Annotated in this window: 21 protein-coding genes and 2 tRNA genes; 11 read left to right on the top strand and 12 right to left on the bottom strand. The window is 67.4% G+C overall.

Annotation, left to right across the window (positions count from 1 at the left end):
- The first annotated feature begins 103 nt into the window (after nucleotides 1–103).
- Nucleotides 104–2,248, top strand: coding sequence for a phosphocholine-specific phospholipase C (locus tag BME24068_RS05280; protein WP_174925386.1), 2,145 nt, complete (start codon nucleotides 104–106; stop codon nucleotides 2,246–2,248).
- Nucleotides 2,249–2,602: 354 nt separating this feature from the next.
- Nucleotides 2,603–3,751, top strand: a complete 1,149-nt coding sequence (locus BME24068_RS05275) for a branched-chain amino acid ABC transporter substrate-binding protein (RefSeq protein ID WP_174925385.1) — start codon at nucleotides 2,603–2,605, stop codon at nucleotides 3,749–3,751.
- A gap of 226 nt (nucleotides 3,752–3,977) precedes the next feature.
- Here the strand turns inward: BME24068_RS05275 and BME24068_RS05270 are convergent, their stop codons facing one another.
- The gene (locus tag BME24068_RS05270; protein WP_096507495.1) at nucleotides 3,978–4,739 is read right to left on the bottom strand and encodes a FadR/GntR family transcriptional regulator; all 762 of its coding nucleotides are present in this window, start codon (nucleotides 4,737–4,739) and stop codon (nucleotides 3,978–3,980) included.
- A gap of 422 nt (nucleotides 4,740–5,161) precedes the next feature.
- On the opposite strand from BME24068_RS05270, the gene gudD reads away from it, so the two are divergent.
- Nucleotides 5,162–6,514, top strand: coding sequence for a glucarate dehydratase (gene gudD, locus BME24068_RS05265; protein ID WP_174925384.1), 1,353 nt, complete (start codon nucleotides 5,162–5,164; stop codon nucleotides 6,512–6,514).
- 160 nt (nucleotides 6,515–6,674) lie between these two features.
- Here the strand turns inward: gudD and BME24068_RS05260 are convergent, their stop codons facing one another.
- The 3 genes from BME24068_RS05260 to BME24068_RS05250 form a co-directional block, all read right to left on the bottom strand.
- Entirely contained in the window at nucleotides 6,675–7,139 is a 465-nt protein-coding gene (locus tag BME24068_RS05260) for a DUF2214 family protein (RefSeq protein WP_174925383.1), read from the bottom strand.
- A 37-nt stretch (nucleotides 7,140–7,176) separates the two neighbouring features.
- Nucleotides 7,177–7,977 (bottom strand): hypothetical protein, encoded by an 801-nt coding sequence (locus BME24068_RS05255; RefSeq protein ID WP_096507497.1) that lies wholly within the window; start codon nucleotides 7,975–7,977, stop codon nucleotides 7,177–7,179.
- A gap of 237 nt (nucleotides 7,978–8,214) precedes the next feature.
- The gene (locus tag BME24068_RS05250) at nucleotides 8,215–9,279 is read right to left on the bottom strand and encodes a glycosyltransferase family 4 protein (RefSeq protein ID WP_174925382.1); all 1,065 of its coding nucleotides are present in this window, start codon (nucleotides 9,277–9,279) and stop codon (nucleotides 8,215–8,217) included.
- A gap of 564 nt (nucleotides 9,280–9,843) precedes the next feature.
- On the opposite strand from BME24068_RS05250, the gene BME24068_RS05245 reads away from it, so the two are divergent.
- A complete protein-coding gene (locus BME24068_RS05245; RefSeq protein WP_174925381.1) occupies nucleotides 9,844–11,673 on the top strand; it encodes an ABC transporter ATP-binding protein in 1,830 nt (609 codons plus the stop codon).
- A gap of 87 nt (nucleotides 11,674–11,760) precedes the next feature.
- Here BME24068_RS05245 and otsA read toward each other — a convergent pair whose 3' ends face one another.
- Both otsA and otsB read right to left on the bottom strand, forming a co-directional pair.
- Nucleotides 11,761–13,140 carry an alpha,alpha-trehalose-phosphate synthase (UDP-forming) gene (otsA, locus tag BME24068_RS05240; RefSeq protein ID WP_174925380.1) on the bottom strand — a complete coding sequence of 460 codons (1,380 nt, stop codon included), beginning with the start codon at nucleotides 13,138–13,140 and terminating at the stop codon, nucleotides 11,761–11,763.
- Nucleotides 13,137–13,889 carry a trehalose-phosphatase gene (gene otsB / locus BME24068_RS05235; protein WP_174925379.1) on the bottom strand — a complete coding sequence of 251 codons (753 nt, stop codon included), beginning with the start codon at nucleotides 13,887–13,889 and terminating at the stop codon, nucleotides 13,137–13,139. The genes otsA and otsB overlap by 4 nt, the downstream gene beginning before the upstream one ends.
- A 282-nt stretch (nucleotides 13,890–14,171) precedes the next feature.
- Between otsB and BME24068_RS05230 the strand changes: the two genes are divergently transcribed.
- From BME24068_RS05230 to BME24068_RS05220, 3 genes are read left to right on the top strand one after another with little or no spacing between them, the layout of a single operon-like run.
- A complete protein-coding gene (locus BME24068_RS05230) occupies nucleotides 14,172–14,807 on the top strand; it encodes an SCO family protein (protein ID WP_174925378.1) in 636 nt (211 codons plus the stop codon).
- Nucleotides 14,808–14,815: 8 nt separating this feature from the next.
- Nucleotides 14,816–15,256 carry a copper chaperone PCu(A)C gene (locus BME24068_RS05225; protein ID WP_096507503.1) on the top strand — a complete coding sequence of 147 codons (441 nt, stop codon included), beginning with the start codon at nucleotides 14,816–14,818 and terminating at the stop codon, nucleotides 15,254–15,256.
- 10 nt (nucleotides 15,257–15,266) lie between these two features.
- Nucleotides 15,267–16,139, top strand: a complete 873-nt coding sequence (locus BME24068_RS05220) for a cytochrome c oxidase assembly protein (protein WP_174925377.1) — start codon at nucleotides 15,267–15,269, stop codon at nucleotides 16,137–16,139.
- A 19-nt stretch (nucleotides 16,140–16,158) separates the two neighbouring features.
- Here BME24068_RS05220 and BME24068_RS05215 read toward each other — a convergent pair whose 3' ends face one another.
- Entirely contained in the window at nucleotides 16,159–16,650 is a 492-nt protein-coding gene (locus tag BME24068_RS05215; protein WP_174925376.1) for a GNAT family N-acetyltransferase, read from the bottom strand.
- 126 nt (nucleotides 16,651–16,776) lie between these two features.
- Nucleotides 16,777–17,643 (bottom strand): pirin family protein, encoded by an 867-nt coding sequence (locus BME24068_RS05210; protein ID WP_174925375.1) that lies wholly within the window; start codon nucleotides 17,641–17,643, stop codon nucleotides 16,777–16,779.
- 110 nt (nucleotides 17,644–17,753) lie between these two features.
- Here BME24068_RS05210 and BME24068_RS05205 point away from each other — a divergent pair, with 110 nt between their 5' ends.
- Complete coding sequence (locus tag BME24068_RS05205) at nucleotides 17,754–18,671, top strand: LysR family transcriptional regulator (RefSeq protein ID WP_174925374.1); 918 nt, start codon at nucleotides 17,754–17,756, stop codon at nucleotides 18,669–18,671.
- 130 nt (nucleotides 18,672–18,801) lie between these two features.
- Complete coding sequence (locus BME24068_RS05200) at nucleotides 18,802–19,308, top strand: GAF domain-containing protein (RefSeq protein WP_096507507.1); 507 nt, start codon at nucleotides 18,802–18,804, stop codon at nucleotides 19,306–19,308.
- Between the two features lie 123 nt (nucleotides 19,309–19,431).
- On the opposite strand, the gene map is transcribed toward BME24068_RS05200, so the two are convergent.
- The gene (gene map / locus BME24068_RS05195) at nucleotides 19,432–20,238 is read right to left on the bottom strand and encodes a type I methionyl aminopeptidase (protein WP_096507508.1); all 807 of its coding nucleotides are present in this window, start codon (nucleotides 20,236–20,238) and stop codon (nucleotides 19,432–19,434) included.
- Complete coding sequence (locus BME24068_RS05190) at nucleotides 20,238–20,474, bottom strand: ParD-like family protein (RefSeq protein WP_096507509.1); 237 nt, start codon at nucleotides 20,472–20,474, stop codon at nucleotides 20,238–20,240. The genes map and BME24068_RS05190 overlap by 1 nt, the downstream gene beginning before the upstream one ends.
- A 125-nt stretch (nucleotides 20,475–20,599) precedes the next feature.
- On the opposite strand from BME24068_RS05190, the gene BME24068_RS05185 reads away from it, so the two are divergent.
- Entirely contained in the window at nucleotides 20,600–21,223 is a 624-nt protein-coding gene (locus BME24068_RS05185) for a helix-turn-helix domain-containing protein (protein WP_174925373.1), read from the top strand.
- Between the two features lie 39 nt (nucleotides 21,224–21,262).
- Nucleotides 21,263–21,811, top strand: coding sequence for a GNAT family N-acetyltransferase (locus BME24068_RS05180; RefSeq protein WP_096507511.1), 549 nt, complete (start codon nucleotides 21,263–21,265; stop codon nucleotides 21,809–21,811).
- A gap of 271 nt (nucleotides 21,812–22,082) precedes the next feature.
- Here the strand turns inward: BME24068_RS05180 and BME24068_RS05175 are convergent.
- Nucleotides 22,083–22,156 (bottom strand) — tRNA-Cys (locus BME24068_RS05175).
- A 101-nt stretch (nucleotides 22,157–22,257) separates the two neighbouring features.
- A tRNA-Gly gene (locus tag BME24068_RS05170) sits at nucleotides 22,258–22,333 on the bottom strand.
- Nucleotides 22,334–22,454 lie beyond the last annotated feature (121 nt).

The raw sequence follows: 22,454 nt of genomic DNA, 5'->3' as shown, positions 1-22,454 counted from the left end.
CGCGGCGGCACGACCAGCGCAGCCGCATCCTGCGCCCCGGACGCGCTCACATTCTTCGCATGTTCCGCCAATCGGCTCCCTCCTTTACCGCACGATAACGACCATGACCCGATCGAACCGTCGTGACTTCCTGCGCGTCGCCGCCGGCACTGCCGGCGCTGCCGCGCTGAACCTGTTCCCGCCCGTGATCCGCGATGCGCTCGCCATTCCCGCGAACCGCCGTACCGGCACGATCCGCGACATCGAACACATCGTGATCCTGATGCAGGAGAATCGCTCGTTCGACCATTACTTCGGCACGATGCGCGGTGTCCGCGGCTTCGGCGACCCGCGCCCGCTGCGTCTCGCGACCGGCAAGTCGGTGTTCCATCAGCCGGTCGGCCCGGCCGAACTCCTGCCGTTCCATCCGGGCGCGGACAAGCTCGGCCTGCAGTTCCTGCAGGACCTGCCGCACGGCTGGCAGGACATGCACGCCGCCTGGAACAAGGGCCGCTACGACCAGTGGGTGCCGAACAAGGGCACCACGACGATGGCGTACCTGAAGCGCGACGACATCCCGTTCCACTACCAGCTCGCCGACGCGTTCACGATCTGCGACGCGTACCACTGCGCGATCCCGAGCTCGACCGACCCGAACCGCTACTACATGTGGACCGGCTATGTCGGCAACGACGGCACGGGCGGCGGCCCGGTGCTCGGCAACGAGGAAAAGGGCTACGGCTGGACGACCTATCCGGAAGTGCTCGAACAGGCCGGCGTGTCGTGGAAGATCTACCAGGACGTCGGCACCGGGCTCGACGCGAACGGCTCGTGGGGCTGGACGCAGAATCCGTACATCGGCAACTACGGCGACAACTCGCTGCTGTACTTCAACCAGTACCGCAATGCGCTGCCCGGCACGCCGCTGTACGACAAGGCGCGCACCGGCACCAACATCAGCGCCGGCGGCACGCTGTTCGACGTGCTGCAGCAGGACGTGAAGAACGGCACGCTGCCGCAGGTATCGTGGATCTGCGCGCCGGAAGCGTACTCGGAGCACCCGAACTGGCCGGCGAACTACGGCGCGTGGTACATCGAGCAGGTGCTGCAGGTGCTCGTGTCGAACCCGGACGTGTGGAGCAAGACCGCGCTCTTCATCACCTACGACGAGAACGACGGTTTCTTCGACCACGTGCCGCCGCCGTTCGCGCCGCAATCGCGCGACAACGGGCTGTCGACGGTCGCGACCACCAACGAGGTGTTTGCCGGCGACGCAACGCACATGGCCGGCCCGTACGGGCTCGGGCCGCGCGTACCGATGCTCGTCGTGTCGCCGTGGACCAAGGGCGGCTGGGTCTGCTCGCAGACGTTCGATCACACGTCGCTGCTGCAATTCATCGAGGCACGGTTCGGCGCGCAGTATCCGGTCACGGCCGCGAACGTGTCGCCGTGGCGCCGCGCGGTGTGCGGCGACCTGACGGCCGCATTCGACTTCGCGACGTCCGACGCCGCATGGCCGACGCTGCCCGACACGACCGGCTATGCGCCGCCCGACCGCGCACGCCACCCCGACTACATCCCGGTGCCGCCGGTGCTGCAGAAGCTGCCGAAACAGGAGGCCGGGCTGCGGCCGGCGCGCGCGCTGCCGTACGAGCTGTTCGTGCACGGCCGCGTCGAAGCCGCGAACGGCCAGTTCCGGCTGACCTTCGCGAACACGGGCCGCGCAGGCGCGTCGTTCCAGGTGCAGTCGCGCAACCGCCTCGACGGCCCGTGGACGTACACGGTCGAAGCCGGCAAGCGGATCGACGACACGTGGAGCGCCGCGGCGTCGCTCGGCCTGTACGACCTCGACGTGTACGGCCCGAACGGCTTCTACTGCCATTTCCGCGGCCCGTTCGCGACCGGCGTCGGCAGCGCGAGCGTGAACCCGGAGGTGATCTACGGCTACGACGTCGCGAACGGCAACGTCACGCTGCGCCTGATGAACCGCGGCCACAAGGCCGTCCGGCTCAAGGTGACGAACGCGTACGGTCACGGCGGCGCGCGCACCTTCAACCTCGCGCCGGGCGCACAGATCGACGACTACTGGGATCTGCGCGGCAGCCACGGCTGGTACGACCTGACGGTCAGCGACGGCCGGCTGCTCGGCTTCGTGCGCCGCTTCGCGGGCCATGTCGAGACCGGCCGCCCGAGCACGAGCGACCCGCTGATCCGCACGAACGCGTCGCACGACGACATTGAAGCAGCGTCGGACGCCCTGTCCGACTGACGACGGCACGGATGCGGCGCGGCCCCGGGTGGCCGCGCCGCCCGCCCGCACGGCCCTTCCCGTCCGTTCGTGACGGGAAACTCCCGATACCGGCCGCCCGCGCACGCGCGGAAGCTATGCGCAAATCCGCAGCGAATGCGCGGTAAATTGCCAAGACCCGTGCATATCGGCGACCTATATATCGAGGCGATCGGGGTTCCTCACGGAGCCTGACGGGAGATTCTTCCGGGAATCCATCATGCCGACCTCCCCGCCCGATTCAGAGAAGCGGTCGAACCGCCCGCCCGTCGCACGCGCCCGGCCCGCCGGATGTGTGCGGTACCCACCCGCTGGTGTCGAACAAGAGGAAAGAACATGAAATTCCGTCATTCCCTGCTGTCGGTGTCGGTCGTATCCGCGCTTACCCTCCTCTCGCAGCAAGTCGCCCAGGCCGCCGACACGACCGACGTGAAGGTCGGTTTCGCCGCGCCGCTCACCGGCGTGAACGCCGGCTACGGCAAGGATCTCCAGAACGGCGTGCAGCTCGCGCTCGACGACGCCGTCGCGCAGAAGGTGGCGATCGCCGGCAAGCCCGCGAAATTCAACCTCGTCGTGCAGGACGACCAGGCCGATCCGCGCATCGGCGTGCAGGCCGCGCAGGCGCTCGTCGACCAGAACGTGTCGGTGGTGATCGGCCACTTCAATTCGGGCACGACGATTCCGGCGTCGGTGGTCTACGACAAGGCCGGCATCCCCGTGATCGACCCGGCCGCGACCAACCCGACGCTCACGTCGCGCGGGCTCGCGAACATGTTCATGGTGATCGCGACCGACGGGCAGAACGCGGGCAACGCGGGCAAATACGCGGTCGACGTGACGAAGGCGAAACGCATCGCGATCATCGACGACCGCACCGCGTTCGGCCAGGGCGAGGCCGACGAGTTCGAGAAGGCCGTGAAGGCGGCGGGCGGCAACATCATCGACCGCGAGTTCACCAGCAACCAGGCGGTGGACTTCCGCGCGCAGATCACGAACCTGAAGGGGAAGAGTCCGGACCTGATCTTCTTCGGCGGCCTCGATTCGCTCGCCGCGAACTTCATCAAGCAGATGCGCCAGCTCGGGCTGAACGCGCAATTCGTCGGCGGCGGCGGCGTGAAGGACAACGAGTTCATCAAGATCGCCGGACCGGCGGCCGAAGGCGCGATGGCGTGGGAATACGGGCGTCCGCTCGACGAACTGCCGCAGGGCAAGGATTTCGAGCAGCGTTTCAAGAAGCGCTTCGGCGTCGACGTGCTGTCGTACGCGCAGTTCGGCTATGACGCGACCTGGGCCGCGATCAAGGCGATGCAGGCCGCCAACTCGACCGATCCGAAGGTCTACCGCCCGGCGCTGAAGAAGATCGACTTCGAGGGCATCACCGGCCGCATCTCGTTCGCGAACGACGGCTCGCTGAAGAGCGGGATGTCGACGCTGTATCAGGTGAAGAACGGCGCGTGGAAGACCATCGTGACGAAGGGGGGCTGATCGGGCCTACCCGGCGCGCCGGGTGACCGGGGCCGGCGGCGGCGAACGCCGTCCGGCCCTCTGCGCACGCGGGCCGTGAACGCACGACACGACACGCATGCGGAAAGATCGGCGCACGTGGCACCGACCTTGTATGACAACTGATGTTGAAGATGCTCAGCCGCAGCCGGCCGACCACGGCCGCACGAGCGTCGCCGCAGGCCGTGTCGCCATTGCCGGCCGCGGGTCAGCCGGCCTGCGTGTCGCGCTCCACCTCGGCCGCTTCGTGTGCGCGGCGCAGCCGCTCGCGGCTGTTGGTCAGGTGCGTGCGCATCGCGGCACGCGCGGCTTCCGGATCGTGACGCGCGATCGCCTCGTAGATGTCCTCGTGCTCGTGATTGAGCCGCCCGACATAGCGCTCGAGATCGTCGCCGGCGAAGCGCGCCGAATTCACGCGCGTGCGCGGAATGATCGACGCGCCGAGCTGCGTCATGATGTCGACGAAATAGCGGTTGCCGGTGGACTGCGCGATCTGCAGATGGAACTGGAAGTCGAGCTGAGCCGTGTCGCGGCCGCCGCCCGCCCCCGACGCGATCGCGTCGAGCGCGCGCCGCAATGCGGCGAGGTCGGTGTCGTTCGCGCGCTGCGCGGCGAGGCTCGCGCATTCGCTTTCGAGACTGATGCGCAGCTCCAGCACCGCGAGCACGTCGCGCAGCGTCGTGATGGTCGCGGGATCGATGCCGAGCGTCTGGCGGCGCGACGGCTCGAGCACGAAGCTGCCGATGCCGTGGCGCGTCTCGATGAGGCAGCTCGCCTGCATCCGCGAGATGGCTTCGCGCACGACCGTGCGGCTGACGCCCTGCGCGGCCATGACTTCGGTCTCGGTCGGCAGCTTGTCACCGGGGCGCAGCGTGCCGTTTTCGATCTGCGCGGTCAGCGCATCGACGACATCTTGTGCGAGGCTGCGTGCGCGACGGCGCGGCGCTGCGGGAAGCGTGGGCACGGACATGAGGCCGGTTCCTTTGAATATCGTAGTAATGTGAGCCGAGGGTTTACGCGGGGTTTGAGCGAACGCCGATGATTCATTATACTGCGTCACAAGTCATCCGACGACTGATGATCGCGACACGGATCTCCTGTGACCCAGGCCGGCGCAAGCGCCAGCCGGATCCCGTGTTCACGATCGGCCAGCATTCGCGCCCGTGCGCGTCTGCCGGCTCCCGGTGTCGCGGTCGATCGAAGCGCGCATTCGCGCCTGGCTCCGATCGGCCGCGCCGCCGGCATCGAGCGGGTCGCCCTCCCCCTTTCGGGTTGCCGTCGACATGCGGGGCTTGCGCGCCGCGCATGTCGGTTGTCGAATGATCGCACCTCCCGCCGCGCGCGGCAAAGATTTTGCCGCACGGCATCGCCCACTCTTTCGCCATCGCCGCCATGAACGCCGTCAACGCCTCGACTTCCCACGACACGCCGCGCATCGTCGACCTGCAAGCCATCCCCGTCGCCGGTCACGACAGCATGCTGCTCAACCTGAGCGGCGCGCACGGCCCGTTCTTCACCCGCAACCTCGTGATCCTGAAGGACAGCGCGGGCCGAACCGGCGTCGGCGAGGTGCCGGGCGGCGAAAGCATCCGCCGCACGCTCGACGATGCGCGCGCGCTCGTGGTCGGCCAGCCGGTCGGCAACTACCATGCGGTGCTCAACGAGGTACGGCGCACCTTTGCCGACCGCGACGCGAGCGGCCGCGGCCTGCAGACCTTCGACCTGCGCACCACGATCCACGCGGTCACCGCGCTCGAGGCCGCGCTGCTCGACCTGCTCGGCCAGCACCTCGGCGTGCCCGTCGCCGCGCTGCTCGGCGAAGGGCAACAGCGCGAGCACGTCGAAATGCTCGGCTACCTGTTCTACGTCGGCGATCGCACCAGGACCGCGCTGCCCTATCGCGACGGCCGCGGCGCGACCGACGACTGGACGCGCGTGCGCGACGAAGCCGCGCTCACGCCCGAGGAAGTCGTGCGTCTCGCCGAAGCCGCGCATGCACGCTACGGGTTCAACGACTTCAAGCTGAAGGGGGGCGTGTTCGAGGGCGCTCGCGAGGTCGAGGCCGTGACGGCATTGGCGGAGCGCTTCCCGGAAGCCCGTGTGACGCTCGATCCGAACGGCGCGTGGTCGCTCGACGAAGCCGTTCGGCTGTGCCGCGACCTGCACCACGTGCTCGCGTACGCGGAAGATCCGTGCGGCGCGGAAAACGGCTACTCCGGCCGCGAAGTGATGGCCGAATTCCGCCGCGCGACCGGGCTGCCGACGGCCACCAACATGATCGCGACCGACTGGCGGCAGATGGGCCACGCCGTGCAGCTGCAGGCCGTCGACATCCCGCTCGCCGATCCGCACTTCTGGACGATGCAGGGCTCGGTGCGCGTCGCGCAGATGTGCCGCGACTGGGGTCTCACGTGGGGCTCGCACTCGAACAATCACTTCGACGTGTCGCTCGCGATGTTCACGCACGTCGCCGCCGCGGCGCCCGGTCAGGTCACCGCGATCGATACGCACTGGATCTGGCAGGACGGCGAAGGGCTCACGCGCGAGCCGCTGAAGATCGAGAACGGGCTGGTGGAAGTGCCGAAGCGGCCGGGCCTCGGCGTCGACCTCGACATGGATGCGGTCGCGCGCGCGCACGAACTGTACAAGCAGCACGGGCTCGGCGCCCGCGACGACGCGGCGGCGATGCAGTATCTGATTCCGGGGTGGACGTTCAACAACAAGCGCCCCTGCCTCGTACGCTGAGCGCCGGACGAGCCGGGCGGCGGATCCGCCCGGCCACGCATCGATGCGCGGATGCCCGCGCATGTCGACGGGCATCGGGTGGAAATGCCCGGAGAAAAACCGGGGGCCGGCAGGCTGCGGCCGGCTTCGGATCCGGCCGGCAACGTCTATCCGCTCGGTTCTACCCGCCTGCTCCGATCCCCCGCGCCATTCCCGATGCGGCGAACACGATGACCATGATCAGCACGGCCTGCCAATGGCCGATGCGCACATAGGTTGGCGCGCGGCCGAGATCGGGCATCTGCTGTCGCCGCGCGGCGACGCGCCAACGGATCAGCCCGAGCATCGGCGCGATCTCGAGCAGCAGGATCAGCACGAGCGCGGTCATCTTGATATGGAAAAGCGGCTCGTGAAGATAGTACGCGGCGCCTTTCTCGAAGCCGCCGAACGCGCGCGCGAGCCCCGTCGCGATCAACACCAGCGCGGACAATCCCCACACGGCATCGGCCTTGAATACGCCCGGCAGGTCGGCCGCCTGCACCGACGCGATGACCCGGCGCAGCGCACGGTTGCGCGCTGCGATCGCGGCGAACGCGACGCCGAACGCCATCAGATGAACGGCTGCCAGCAACCAACGGACGATCATTGCGCCTCCTTGTCGCCTGCGCGCCGCGCAGGCCGTGTCAGACGATCTGCTTGAGCGCCGCGTCGAGCGCGAGCACGGCGACGCGGTCGCCCTCGGTCGCGAGCGGCGTGCGCATCACGATCTGCCGGTTATGGCCGACGGCCGCCGGCGAATCCCACAGCAACTCGACCTTCGGCCGCCGGAACGGGCTGCCGCGACGCGGCGGCACCGCCGCCGGCTGCGCACCCTGCTCGCCAGCGGCGGGCGCGGCCCGGCCGGGCCAGCGCACCGACAGCTCGCGCGCGTCGTATTGGCCGACCTTGCGGCTTTCCATCCAGACGATCGCGGTACGCGTGAGGGTGTCGAGCGAAATCGCATAGCGGCCGACCGCGAAGCGGCGGGCAGCCACGTTGGTGCGCCACAGCGGCCGCGGGCGACACATCCACACGATCGCCGCATAGAGCGCCGGCGCGGCGACGAGCCAGCCGTTGGTCGCCGTCACCGCGTGCAGTGCGCGCCGCCAGCCGGCCGTCCACGCGAACGCGCCGATCGACCACACGGCAAACAGGAAACCGATCAGCGCGAAGACGCGCAACGCCTGGCGCAGCCACTGCGGCAGCGGATGAAACGGCCGCTCGGCGCGCGCGGCGGCGCCCGGCAGCGCCAGCAGCAGGAAGATCAGCACGAGGTAGACGAACGCCCAGGGCGACGACACCATCGCCGACAGCGACGCGCGATAGCCCATCTGGGACATCGAGAACAGCCAGCGCGCGAACAGCACGAGACCGATCGCGCGCAACGCGAAGATCACGCCGGCGCCGGGGGCCGGCGCTGCGCGCGTGGTTTTCGTTCTCGCCAAGACTGCTCTCCTCTCGATGTTCGTGCGGGGGGCCGGATTTCACGGCACGGCCATTATAGGGACATTACCGTCTGGACAGACGGCGGGATGGCGCGCCGGACCGCTTCCGGGGCCGTTCGCGGCGCCGGGCGCGGCGAGAATACAACAGATCCGCGCCGCAGATGTGACAACGCCCCGCCGGAAACCCGGACGGGGCGTCGGTGACGGCCGCGCACCTGCGCGGCCGGCAGCCCGGCATCAGCTTGCGTTGACTTCGCGCAGCACCGTGCGGTGCTTCTGGCGCAGCAGTTCTTCGTAGCCCTTCACGTAGTTCTCCGCCATCACCTTCGACGAGAAACGTGCTTCGAACGCAGCGCGAACCTTCTCGCGCGGCAGCGTATCGAGGCGCTTGAGCGCCGCGACGGCCGACAGTTCGTCTTCGACGACGAAGCCCGACACGCCGTTGTCGATCACTTCCGGCACCGAGCCGCGCTTGAACGCGATCACCGGCGTGCCGCATGCCATCGCTTCGATCATCACCAGACCGAAAGGCTCCGGCCAGTCGATCGGGAACAGCAGCGCATGCGCATTGCCCAGGAATTCGGTCTTTTCCGACTCGCTGATTTCGCCGATGTACTCGACGTGCGGCAGCGCGAACAGCGGCTTGATCTTCTCTTCGTAGTACGCGCGGTCGGCCTTGTCGAGCTTCGCGGCGATCTTGATCGGCAGGCCGGCCTGCTCGGCGATGCGGATGGCCGTGTCGACGCGCTTTTCCGGCGAGATGCGGCCGAGGAACGCGAGGTAGCTCGGCTTCACGTTCGGGATCGGCGTCAGCAGGTTTTCCGGCAGGCCGTGATAGACGGTCGACAGCCAGTTCGCCTGCGGCAGCGGAATGCGCTGGTTGTCGGAGATCGATACGACCGGCACGTCGCTGAATGCGTTGAAGATCGGCTGCAGTTCCGGCAGGTCGAGACGGCCGTGCATCGTCGTCAGATGCGGAACCGGCTGGCGCGAGAACAGCGAGAACGGGTAGTAGTCGATGTGGCAGTGCAGGACGTCGAACTCTTCCGCGCGGCGGCGCACCTGCTCGAGGAGCAGCATGTGCGGCGCCATCACGTCGCGGATCGTCGGGTCGAGGCGCAGCGCCTGCGGCCAGCACGCTTCGAGCTTCGCGGAAGTTTGCGAATCGCCGCTCGCGAAGAGCGTGACGTCATGCCCCATCTCGACAAGTGCTTCGGTCAGATAAGACACCACTCGCTCGGTACCACCGTACAGCTTCGGGGGAACCGCTTCGTGCAACGGAGCGATTTGGGCGATTCGCATGCGTAACTCCTAAAAAATCGGCAAAAAACCAGGTATGGGTCGGCAACCTGCCGGCAGTCCGGGCTGGATGCATTTCGTCCGACCATCGGACGAATCAGCCTGCCGGGAGCGTCGAAACCCGCGCTGCTCAAGGAGCGTCGGTGACGCGACAGGCATAGAACGTTTGAAACGAAGACCCGTTGACAGGGGTTCGTAAAAAACCTGGAATCGAACCCGGAGCCGATTATCTAGGGTTAATCCCGATACGGCGCACAACATTTCAAACACTTTACTTTGTTACAAAGGCGCAACACTTTGCAACCCGCGGACTTGGGTGTCCGTTCTAGAGTGGAAGGCCCTTTTGGCGCTCCGAGTCATCTCGTCGCTGTCGGCATGCGATTCCGGCATATGCGGCAGGACGGATGCCGGATTTTATCTCAAAATTGATCGCACGCCCCTGACCAAGGCAAGATTCGCGCATGCGCAATGCACGGCCTTGTTTACAATGCCGGATTATTCAGTCCGGGCGATCGCCGGCTGCGATCCAGCCGCCACGCTCAATCACCGAATCACCGCACGCATATTTTGGAATCTCTCACCCCTGCCCAGCGCAACGCCCATAACGCGAAGCTGTCGAGCTACGCGCATCGGCCGATCGCGTTCCTGTTCCGCTACATCCGCCTGCATCCCGTCGCGCACCTCATCGTGCTCTGCAGCGTGCTGGCCGCCGTCGGCTGCGCGCTCGGCTCGCAATACGCGATCAAGCACCTGATCGACGTGCTCGCGGCCGGGCGCCATCATCCGGGCCCGCTGTGGAGCGCCTTCGCGCTGCTCGTCGGGCTGATCGCGGCCGACAACCTGTTGTGGCGCGTCGGCGGCTGGGTCGCCGCGCACACCTTCGTCGCGGTCACCGGCGACCTGCGGCGCGACCTGTTCCAGTATCTGAGCGGCCATTCGCCGACGTACTACTCGGAGAAGCAGCCCGGCACGCTCGCGAGCCGCATCACCGCCACGTCGAACGCCGTCTATACGTCCGAGAACACGATGGCGTGGAACGTGCTGCCGCCGTGCATCGCGGTGATGGGCGCGATCCTGATGATCATCGTCGTGAACCCGCTGATGGCCGCCGGCCTGCTCGGCTGCTCGGCCGTGCTCGCCATCGTGCTGTTCAAGCTCGCCGGGCGCGGCTCCGCGCGCCACCACGCGTTCGCGTCGAAGGCGGCCGCGGTCGACGGCGAGCTCGTCGACGTGATCGGCAACATGGGCCTCGTGCGCGCATTCGGGATGACGCTGCGCGAACAGAAGCGCTTCGGCGCAACGGTCAAGGCCGAGATGGACGCGCGCCAGCAAAGCCTGCTCTATCTCGAGAAGCTGCGCCTGCTGCACGCGGTGATCACCGCGATGCTGTCGGCCGGCCTGCTCGGCTGGGCGCTGTGGCTGTGGGACCAGGGCCGCGCGACCTCCGGCGACATCGTGCTCGTCAGCTCGCTCGGCTTCACGATCCTGCACGGCACGCGCGACCTCGCGGTCGCGCTGGTCGACGTCACGCAGCACGTGGCGCGCCTGTCCGAAGCCGTGAAGACGCTGCTCGAGCCGCACGGGATGCCGGACCGCTCCGATGCGCAGCCGCTGTCGGCCAAGGGCGGGCGCGTCGACTTCGAACGCGTGACCTTCGCGTATCCGCACCGCCGCGCGATCCTCGACCACTTCGACCTGCATATCGAACCGGGCCAGCGCGTCGGCCTGATCGGCAAGTCGGGCGCCGGCAAGTCGACCGTGCTCGCGCTGCTGCAACGCTTCTACGACACGCAGGACGGCGCCGTGAAGGTCGACGGCCAGGACGTGAAGGGCATCACGCAGGACAGCCTGCGCCACGCGATCGCGCTCGTGCCGCAGGACATCTCGCTGCTGCACCGGACCATCTACGACAACATCGCGTACGGCCGCCCCGAGGCGACCCGCGAGGAAGTGCTCGCCGCCGCGCGCGACGCGCGCTGCGCGGAATTCATCGAGGCGATGCCGGAAGGCTACGACACGATCGTCGGCGATCGCGGCGTGAAGCTGTCGGGCGGCCAGCGCCAGCGCATCGCGATCGCGCGCGCGATCCTGAAAGACGCACCGATCCTGCTGCTCGACGAAGCAACCTCCGCGCTCGACAGCGCATCGGAAGAAGCGATCCAGGCCGCGCTCGACCGCCTGATGGTCGGCCGCACGGTGATCGCGATCGCGCACCGGCTGTCGACGCTGCGCAACTTCGACCGGATCATCGTGATGAACAACGGCAAGGTGATCGACGACGGCAACCCCGACGTGCTGCGCAATCGTCCGGGCCTGTACCGCGACCTGCTCGCGAAGCAGCACGGCCGTCATCACGCCCCCGACGGCACCACGCCGACCGGCGAACGCGCGGCCTGACGCCGCGGCGCGCACCCGATAAAAAAGCCGCCGTGCTCGACGCACGGCGGCTTTTTTCATCCCTCATCTCGTCACGCAGCGTGCCGGCTACACGTGCTGCAGGTCGCGCAGGAAGTTGTCGCGCCACACCGACACGTTGTTCTCGCGCAGCTGCGCGATCATGTCCGCGTAACGCGCTCGCCGTTCGACGAGCGGCATCGTCAGCGCCTGCGACAGCGCATCGGCCATCCCGTCGATATCGATCGGATTGACGATCAGCGCGCCCGTCAGCTCGCGCGCGGCCCCCGCGAAGCGCGACAGCACGAGCACGCCCGGATCGTCCGGATTCTGCGCGGACACGTACTCCTTCGCGACGAGATTCATCCCGTCGCGCAGCGGCGTCACGAACCCCACGCGCGCCAGCCGGTACAGCGCGGCGAGCACCTGCCGGTCGTACTGGCGATGAATGTAGAGGATCGGCGCCCAGTCGAGCTCCGCGTAGCGGCCGTTGATGCGGCCCGACTCCGCTTCGAGCTGCAGGCGGATGTCCTGGTATGCGCGCAGGTCGGCGCGCGTCGACGGCGCGATCTGCAGGAACGACACGCGGTTGCGAATCGACGCCTGATGCTCCAGCAACTTTTCGAACGCGCGGAACCGCTCGACGAGCCCCTTCGAATAGTCGAGCCGGTCGACGCTCATGATCAGCTGGCGCCCGCGCAGCGACGTCGCCAGCGTGCGCACCGCCTTGCCATGCTCGCCCGCCTGCGCGAGCGACGCGATCTCGTCCGGATACACGCCGATCGGATAGGCGGCCGCCCGCAGCGTCTTGCCGAACGCGCTCACGCGCACCGTGCGCCCTTCGCGCGCCGCTTCGCCGGCCGCCTCGAACTCGATGTAGTCGCAGAATGCGCGCAGGTCGGGCTCGGTCTGAAAGCCGAGCAGGTCGAACGCGCACAGCGATTCGACGAGCTCGCGATGCGGCGGCACGTTGACGAGCACTTGCGCGGCCGGAAACGGGATATGCAGGAAAAAGCCGATGCGATTCTTCACGCCGGCGGCGCGCAGCGCACGCGCGAACGGGATCAGGTGATAGTCGTGCACCCAGATCACGTCGTCGTCCTGCAACAGCGGCACGAGCTGCTGCGCGAGCCAGACGTTCACGCGGCTGTAGCCGTCGAATTCGTGGCGATCGTACTGGATCAGATCCGCGCGATAGTGGAAGGCCGGCCACAGCGTCGCGTTCGAGAAGCCGCGGTAATACTGGTCGTAATCGCGGCGCGACAGACCGACGGTCGCGAACGTCACGGGCCCGCGCTCCTCGATACGGATCTGCGGCGCCCCGGACGCGACCACCTCGCCGCTCCAGCCGAACCACATGCCGCCCGTCTCCTTCAGCGCATCGTAGACACCGATCGCGAGGCCGCCCGCCGCCGGTTCGCCTTCCGAAATCGGGGCGACGCGGTTTGAAACGATGATGAGTCGGCTCATGCGCCCGGCTGCTCCGCGTCGAGCCAGCGCGCGATCTGCGCGTGCAGCGCGTCGACCGAGTCGAGCCGCGTCCGGGCCGACGTCTCGCCCGCGCCGATCTTGATCGACAGGCCGCCGCGCGCGTTGACCACCGCGAAGCCCTTCTCGTCGGTCAGGTCGTCGCCCGCGAACAGCGCCACGCGGCCCGCGAACGGCGGCTCGTCGAGAAAGGCGGCCAGCGCACGGCCCTTGTCGACGCCCTTCGGCTTGATCTCGAACACCATCTTGCCGGGCTGCAGCACGTACGCATCGGCATATTCGGCAACCAGGCGCTCGGCCGCCTCGCGTGCGACCGGCTCGCGCTCGGGCGCATTGCGGTAGTGCAGCGCGACGGCCGCACCCTTGATTTCGAGCAGCATGCCCGGATGACGGTCGACGACGGACGCGAGCTCGCGCTCGATGCGCAGCAGCCGTTCGTCGTTGAAGCCGATGCGCTGCGTGTCGCCGTTCGCATCGCGCCGCTCGGCGCCGTGCAGGCCGGCGATCGGCAGGCCGGGCATGTTCAGGAAGGTGTCGAGGTTGTCGATACCGCGACCCGACACGATCGCGACGGCGCCGTGCGAGCGGCGCCGCAGTTCATCGAGCAGCGTCAGCAGCGACGGCGGCACATGGATGCTGTCGGGCGTCGGTGCCAGCTCGACGAGCGTGCCGTCGAAGTCGAAGAAGAACGCGGTATCGGTCAGGGACAGGGAAGCCGGAACGGATTGCATCGATTCGATAGTCTGAGGGGCGACCGGCAAACGCCGGGCCGCCGCTGCGCGAATGGAATTGTGCGCATCTTACCGCGCCTGAGTACCGAGATGGGCGAAACCGCCGGATTGCGGGCCTTGCGCCGCGCGTCGCGTCAACTGCGACATATTGCCCCGCTCGCCTGCCCGTACGGTTTTCGAAAGGACGCCGGCGCGGGAAGTGCGCTACAGTCGGCAACCGCCGGCCGCGCGACGCATGGCGCCGCGCCGGCCGACGACCGTTCCATCCGATCGAGCCCCAGGATGTCGTCTGCCCGTTCCGCGCCGCCCCGGCGCCTCAACCGCTTCATCCGCACGGTCGCGGCGCTGGCCGCCACCGTCGCGCTCGCCGCCTGCACGCACGACGCGCCGAACTGGCGCCTGACCAACGTCACCGGCCACCTGCCCGACCTGTCGTTCACGCTGACCGGCGGCGACGGCCGCCCCGTGCATGCCGACGCATTTCGCGGTCGCGTCGCGCTCGTGTACTTCGGCTACACGCACTGTCCGGACGTCTGCCCCGAAACGATGGCGCGGCTGATGGAAGTGCTCGCGAAGCTCGGCCCGCAGGCCAGCGACGTGCGCATCCTGTTCGTCTCGGTCGATCCGGCGCGCGACACGCCGCAGGCGATGCAGTCGTACGTCGCCGCGTTCGACGCCGCGCACGCACGCGGGCTGACCGGCACCGACGGCCAGATCGAATCGCTCGCGAAGCGCTATCGCGTCGCGTACCAGATGGAAAAGCGCGATCCGTCCGGCGGCTACGAAGTCACGCACAGCTCGGCCGTCTACATCTTCGACGCAAACGGCCGCGCGCGCCTGCTCGCGACCGACCGCGATTCGCCCGACGCCATCGCCGCCGATGTGCGCCGGATCATCGACACTGCCTCCACCACCTGAATTCCGACATGAAGACGACCCTCAAGACGTTCGCCCTCCTCGCCGCACTGTGTACCGGCGCGCACGCCTATGCCGCCGGCGCGATCACCGCGCAGAATGCGTGGGTGCGCTGGCTGCCGAACCAGTTGCCCGCGGGCGGCTACGTGACGCTCGTCAACACGAGCGACAAACCGGTCGATCTCGTCGATGTCGACAGCCCCGACTACGGGATGGCGATGCTGCACCAGACCGTGTCGAACGGCTCGACGCAGAAGATGGAAATGGTCGACAAGCTGACGATCCCCGCCCGCGGCAAGGTCGACATCGCGCCGGGCGGCTATCACTTCATGCTCGAGGAGCCGAAGCACACGATCAAGCCGGGCGACACCGTGCACCTGCGCCTGAAGTTCTCCGACGGCGAAACCGTCGACACGCCGTTCGCCGTGAAGTCGCCGGCCCAGGCGAAGTGATGCGCGCGCGATGAACGTCCTGTACTGGCTCGATCCGTGGGAACCGTCGCCGACCGTGGTCATCGCGGTGCTGACGGCCGCCGTGCTGTTCGCGCGCGGCGTGAAGAAGGCGAAGGTGACGCCGCTGCGGCAGTTCTCGTTCTGGTTCGGGCTGACGGCGCTCTACATCGCGCTGCATACGCGGCTCGACTATTTCTTCGAGCACGAATTCTTCATGCACCGCGCGCAGCACCTCGTGCTGCACCACCTGGGGCCGTTCTTCATCGCGCTTTCTTACCCGGGCGCGGCGATCCGCGCGGGCATCCCGTTTCGCTGGCGACAGCGCTTCGTGCGTCCCGCGCTCGCGTGGGCGCCCGTGCGCGCGACGCTCGACGTGGTGTTCCATCCGGTCGTCGCGGTCGTGCTGTTCGTCGGGCTGATCTATTTCTGGCTGCTGTCGCCGATCCACTTCGTCGCGATGCTCGACTGGCGTCTGTATCGCGTGATGAACTGGAGCATGGTGATCGACGGGCTGCTGTTCTGGTGGCTCGTCGTGGATCCGCGCCCCGCCCCGCCCGCGCGGCTGTCGCCGGGCCGCCGGATCCTGATCGTCGTCGCGGCCATCCCGCCGCAGATCGCGCTCGGCGCGCTGATCTTCTTCACGCCGCACGAGCTGTATCCGATCTACTCGATCTGCGGACGCGCGTTCACGTGGTTGAGCCCGCTGCGCGACCAGCAGATCGGCGGCCTGCTGCTGTGGATTCCCGGCTCGATGATGAGCGTGATCGGTGCGCTGATCGCGCTGCGGCACTGGATGCGGCTGTCGGCGCGCGGCCGTTTGATCGACGAGCGGGTTGCCGCCCGGCATGCCGAGCGCCCGTCGGTGACACGCACCGCCCACTGACGGCGCGGCGCGCGGCGCGTCAGCCGTGCGCGCGGGTCATCCACACGTGCGGAATGCCGTCCTCGTCGTGCACGTCCGAGTTCGGCGTAAAGCCGAATGCTCCGTAGAAACGCTGCAAGTGGGCCTGCGCATGCAGGCTCACCGTCGTATCCGGCCATTGCGCCCGGATGTGCTCGAGCGCGCGCGACAGCAGCGCGTTGCCGAGGCCCGCACCGCGAAACGGCGCGGTCGTCAGCACGCGGCCGATACGCACGTCGGTGTGCCGCGCATCCGGCAACAGCACGCGCAGGTAGCCGGCAACGCGCCCTTGCGCATCGTACGCAGCCAGGTGCCACGCAGCCTGGTCCGCATCGTCGATGTCGCGATACACGCAGTTCTGCTCGACGACGAACACGGCGCTGCGTGCGTCGAGGATCGAATAGATTTCACGCGCCGTCAGCGCGTCGAAGGATTTCCAGCGCCAGTCGAGATCGTCGGCGCGCGGGGATGCGGCAGGTGCGGAAGCGTTCATGGTCGGTCCGGATTCGGGCGCGCCGGCCGGCGCGCGAACAGCCATCGATTATGCCTCGAAGCGCACGCGGCACACGACCACCGCTGTCATGCATGAAAAGGCCCCGCATTGCGCGGGGCCTGTCCGTCATGCCGGCATCTGGCCGAAGCGGCCGCTGTTGAAATCGTCGATCGCGGTCCGGATTTCCTCTTGCGAGTTCATCACGAACGGCCCGTAACCGACGACCGGTTCATCGATCGGCTCGCCGCTCAGGATCAGCAGCTTGGCGTCGCCGTTCGCTTCGAGCTCGACGTCGCGGCCGTCGCGGCTCAGTTGCACGAACTGCGCTTCGCGGGCGACCGTCTCGCCGTTCACCAGCAACGTACCGCTCAGCACGACCACCGCGAGCGTACGCCCTTCAGCGATCGGGAACCGCACACGACCGCCTGCCGCAAGCCGCACGTCCCACACGTCGATCGGCGTATGCGTGCGGGCCGGGCCGCGCCGCCCGTCGAATTCGCCCGCGATGATCCGCGCGCGACCCGCGCCGTCCGGCAGTTCGACCACCGGGATGTCGGCGGCCAGAATCGTCTGATAGCCGGGCGCATTCATCTTGTCGGCGGCGGGCAGGTTCACCCACAACTGCACCATCTCGAGCGGACCGCCCCGCTTCGTGAACGCTTCGGAGTGGAATTCCTCGTGCAGGATCCCGCTTCCGGCCGTCATCCACTGCACGTCGCCCGGGCCGATCGTGCCGCCCGCGCCGGTCGAGTCGCGGTGTGCGACTTCGCCGTCATAGACGATCGTCACCGTTTCGAAGCCGCGGTGCGGGTGCTGGCCCACCCCGCGCGGTGCCGAAGCCGGCTCGAAGTTCGCCGGACCCGCGTAGTCGAGCAGCAGGAACGGGCTCAGGTGCGCACCGTGAGACTGATAGCTGAACATCGAACGCACCGGGAAACCGTCACCGACCCAATGGCCGCGCGGCGCACTGTAGACACCCTGGATCTTCTTCATTTGCCTTCTCCGAATTGCGGCGAAACACGTGTTTCGCATCCTGAGTAGCAATATAGAGGCGGAACGATCGATCCGGTAGACTGCCAAAATCGCACTCAGCGTTCTATTTCATGAACGATAACCACCGGGATCTGAACGATCTTTATTACTTCGTGCAAGTCGTCGAGCACGGCGGCTTCGCGCCGGCCGGACGTGCGCTGAACATGCCGAAATCGAAGCTGAGCCGCCGTATCGCGCTGCTCGAGGCGCGGCTCGGGATGCGGCTGATCCAGCGTTCGACGCGCCGCTTCACGGTCACCGACGTCGGCCAGACCTACTACGCGCATTGTCGCGCGATGCTCGTCGAGGCGGATGCCGCCGACGAAGCGATCGCGCTGCTGCACGAGGAGCCGCGCGGCATCGTGCGCGTCAGTTGCCCCGTCGTGCTGCTCGACTCGCTGGTCGGCACGATGATCGCCGCGTTCATGGTCGCGTGCCCGCGCATCGAGATTCACCTGGAGGCGACCAACCGGCGCGTCGACGTGGTCGGCGAAGGGATCGACGTCGCGATCCGCGTGCGCCCGCCGCCGCTGGAGGACAGCGATCTCGCGCTGCGCGTGCTGGCCGAGCGCGGCCAGTGCCTCGTCGCGAGCCCCGCGTTGCTGCGCGAACACGGCATGCCCGCCGTGCCTGCCGATCTCACGCGCCTGCCGAGCCTCGATCACGGCGTGCCGCAAGCCTCGCACGTATGGCGGCTGCGCGGCCCCGACGGCGCGCAGGCCGAAATCCACCACCAGCCGCGCTTCGTGACGGGCGGCATGCTCGCACTGCGCGCGGCCGCCATTGCAGGCGTAGGCATCGTGCAGTTGCCGACCATGATGGTGCGCGACGAAGTCGCACGCGGCGAACTCGCGACCGTGCTGCCGGACTGGGCGCCGCGCCGCGAGATCGTGCATGCGGTGTTCGCATCGCGGCGCGGACTGCTGCCCGCGGTGCGCGCGCTGCTCGATTTCCTGGCTGAGCGGTTCGCCGAACTCGAACCCGATTGACCGGCTTCGCGCCGGTCTGCGCCGCCGTTTCTGCCGCGCGATGACGAACCGGACGCTGCAGACGGGCCGCGCGTGCCGTAGACTGCGGGACGCGCATCGCGCTTTTCACAACCCTTATTGCATTCCCGCCATGTTCACGCTGTCCAACGACCCTCACGCCTCCAAGGCCGAACTCTATGCGACGCTCGTCGAGCAGGCACGCGCACTCGTCGAATCGGAACGCGACCTGACCGCAAACGCCGCGAACTTCTCCGCGCTCGTCTATCACTCGCTCGATCGCCTGAACTGGGCCGGTTTCTATTTCTTCGACGGAACGGAGCTCGTGGTCGGGCCGTTCCAGGGCAAGCCCGCGTGCGTGCGGATCGCGCTCGGCAAAGGCGTGTGCGGCACGGCCGCGCAGACCCGCGAGACGCAAGTCGTGCGCGACGTGCACGAATTCCCGGGCCATATCGCATGCGACGCCGCGTCGGAATCGGAAATCGTCGTGCCGCTGGTCGCGGCCGACGGCACGCTGATCGGCGTGTGGGACGTCGACAGCCCCGTCGCCGCGCGTTTCGACGACGAGGATCGCAACGGGATGGAAGCGCTGTGCCGCGTGTTCGTCGAACACGCGTGGGGCAAGGCACGCGGTCAATAAACGTTACGCTGCCGGTCGCGACTGTCGCGCGCGCGGAAGGCGCCGCGCGACCACACATGCAGAAGGGCCCCGTTCGGGGCCCTTTTTCGTTGCACCGCCGCTTCACGCGGCCCGCTACGCGTGTCAGGCCGCGTGCGTACCGGACAGCGCCTCGGACGCCTGCGGCGTCACGTCGTCCGTCAACACCTCGAAGCCCTGCTCCGTCACCACGACCATGTGCTCCCATTGTGCGGACAGCGAATGGTCCTTCGTGACGACCGTCCAGCCGTCGGCCAGCACGCGCGTATCGCGCTTGCCCGCATTCAGCATCGGCTCGATCGTGAAGATCATCCCCGGCCGCAGCGGCACGCCGGTGCCCGGGCGGCCGTAGTGCAGCACCTGCGGCTCGTCGTGGTACACGTCGCCGATCCCGTGGCCGCAGTACTCGCGGACCACGCTGAACCCTTCGCGATGCGCGACCTGCTGGATCGCGTAGCCGACGTCACCGAGCGTCGCGCCCGGACGAACCGCGCGGATCCCCGCATGCATCGCCTCATAGGTCGCCGCGACGAGACGACGCGCGAGTTCGCCCGGCTCACCGGCGAAGTACATGCGGCTCGTGTCGCCGAACCAGCCGTCCTTGATCACCGCGATATCGAGGTTCACGATGTCGCCGTCGCGCAACGGCCGCGACGACGGAATGCCGTGGCAGACCACGTGGTTGACCGACGTGCAAAGCGTCTTCGGATAGCCGTGGTAGCCGATGTTCGCGGGAATCGCACCGAGCTCGTCGATGATGTATTCGCGGCAGAGTACGTCCAGGTCGTCGGTGGTGACGCCCGGCTTCACGTGCTCGGTGATCATCGTCAGCACCTGGGACGCGAGCTTTGCAGCCTCGCGCGACTTGGCGATTTCTGCGGCGCCGCGGATCGGGATTTCGCGCTTCGCCATTACGCCACCTGCTCGATGCCGTGTGCCACCGACTCCGTCGGCCCGGTATCGCCGCCCTGCGCTTCGGCCTCGATCAGCATCCGGCAGATGTCGCCGTAGGATAGCGACGGATTGAGTTCCGACATCATCCCGACCCGCAGCCAGTGCTCCGCCTGCGCGTTGATCGAGCGGCTCAACGCCGTGCTGGTCGAGCGCAGCCGTTCGTGCATGTGCTCGGATATCTTGATGATTCCCATATGTCTCTAATTAAGCGAAATGTAGTCGTTTCGTATATTACGCTCGACATAGCCGTCGGGCAAGCGTCAAGCCACGATGAATCCCGTTGACAGCGAATTCCATCTTGCTGGAAAATAAATCCATCATGCAGGAAACGACCACCTCCACTGCCGACGATACCGGCATCAACGAACGCATCGCCCGCCGCGTGCGCGACCTGCGCACCCTGAGAGGCTACACGCTCGATGCGCTCGCCGCGCGCTCCGGCGTCAGTCGTTCGATGATCTCGCTCATCGAGCGCGCGTCGGCCAGCCCGACGGCCGTCGTGCTCGACAAGCTCGCGACGGGCCTCGGCGTGTCATTGGCCGCACTGTTCGGCGGCGATCGCGACGACGCACCCGCACGACCGCTGGTACGGCGCGCGCAGCAAGCCGAATGGCGCGATCCGGCGTCCGGTTATGTGCGGCGCAATGTGTCGCCGCCCGGCTGGCCGTCGCCGATTCAGCTCGTCGAGGTCGACTTCCCGGCCGGCGCACGCGTCGCATACGACAGCGGCGGGCGCGAAAGCGCGCTGCATCAGCAGGTGTGGGTCGTCCACGGGCGCGTTGACGTCACCTTCGGCGAGCAGCTTCACGAACTTCACGAAGGCGACTGCCTGGCCATGCGGCTCGATCAGCCGCTGATTTTCAGCAACCCGTCGTCGCAGGCCGCACGTTATGTCGTTGCGATCTGCGATGTATCCGCCGCCACCGGCGCGCGGCATGTGTAATCCGTCATTCGTTCAAAGCCGACAGGCGCAGGAGCCCGTATGAATTCCCCGAAACAGCGCGACGACGTGCGCCTGATCGATTGCAGCGAAGCCGAGCATGCGGCCGCCATCCTCGAGATCCTCAACGAGGCGATCGTGAACTCGACCGCGCTGTACGACTACCGGCCGCGCCCGCCGGAAGCGATGGTCACGTGGTTCGCGACGAAGCGTGCGGGCGGTTTTCCGGTCGTGGGCGCGGTGGACGAAGCAGGCACGCTGGTCGGCTTCGCGAGCTGGGGCACGTTCCGTGCGTTCCCCGCGTTCAAGTACACGGTCGAACACAGCGTCTATGTGCATCGCGACCATCGCGGCCGCGGGCTCGGCGAGTTTCTGCTGCGCGAGTTGATCCGGCGTGCGCGCGAAGCCGGCGTGCACGTGCTGGTCGGCTGCATCGACGCGACCAACGGCGGCAGCGTCGCGCTGCATACGCGACTCGGTTTCGTGCACTCGGGCACGATCACCGAAGCGGGATTCAAGTTCGGCCGCTGGCTCGACGCGGCGTTCTATCAGCTCAGGCTCGAAACGCCGGCGCAGCCGGTGGATGGTTGATCGACAAGGTCACGACGACGCGGGCGGTGTGACCGCCCCGCACCGCTATCATCACTCCCGCCGGCAGCGGCAACGTGCCATCAATCGAGCCGTCGCAGCGCATTGTTGCATCGCCGTCGGGCGTCAGCATCTACTTGTGATTTACAACGACGACGGCAATAGCACATCGACGCGCGAGCGGGTGACGTTGCCGTATCCGAAGGAATAGATGCGTAGGTAGAAATGCAGAAAAAAGAAAAGCCCCGCCGAAGCGGGGCTTTTCTTTTCATGCTGGAGGCGCGAGCCGGAGTCGAACCGGCCTAAACGGCTTTGCAGGCCGCTGCATAACCGCTTTGCTATCGCGCCAAAAGCGGACTGTCCGGATGCCATGAAGACAACTGACAGATTTTTTATTCGAGGACCATCAGTCCATCAAATAAAAAGGGAAGCTTGGCTTCCCCATGACTTGGAGCGGGAGACGAGTCTCGAACTCGCGACCTCAACCTTGGCAAGGTTGCGCTCTACCAACTGAGCTACTCCCGCATTGTCCTGCACATGCAGCGTCTTGCCGTACAACACGCCGCCAGAAAATCTGGAGCGGGAGACGAGTCTCGAACTCGCGACCTCAACCTTGGCAAGGTTGCGCTCTACCAACTGAGCTACT

Source organism: Burkholderia anthina, from assembly GCF_902498995.1.
GTDB lineage: Bacteria > Pseudomonadota > Gammaproteobacteria > Burkholderiales > Burkholderiaceae > Burkholderia > Burkholderia anthina.
Note: the sequence above shows the minus strand (reverse complement) of the source record. Positions and strands in the feature narration are given on the sequence as shown.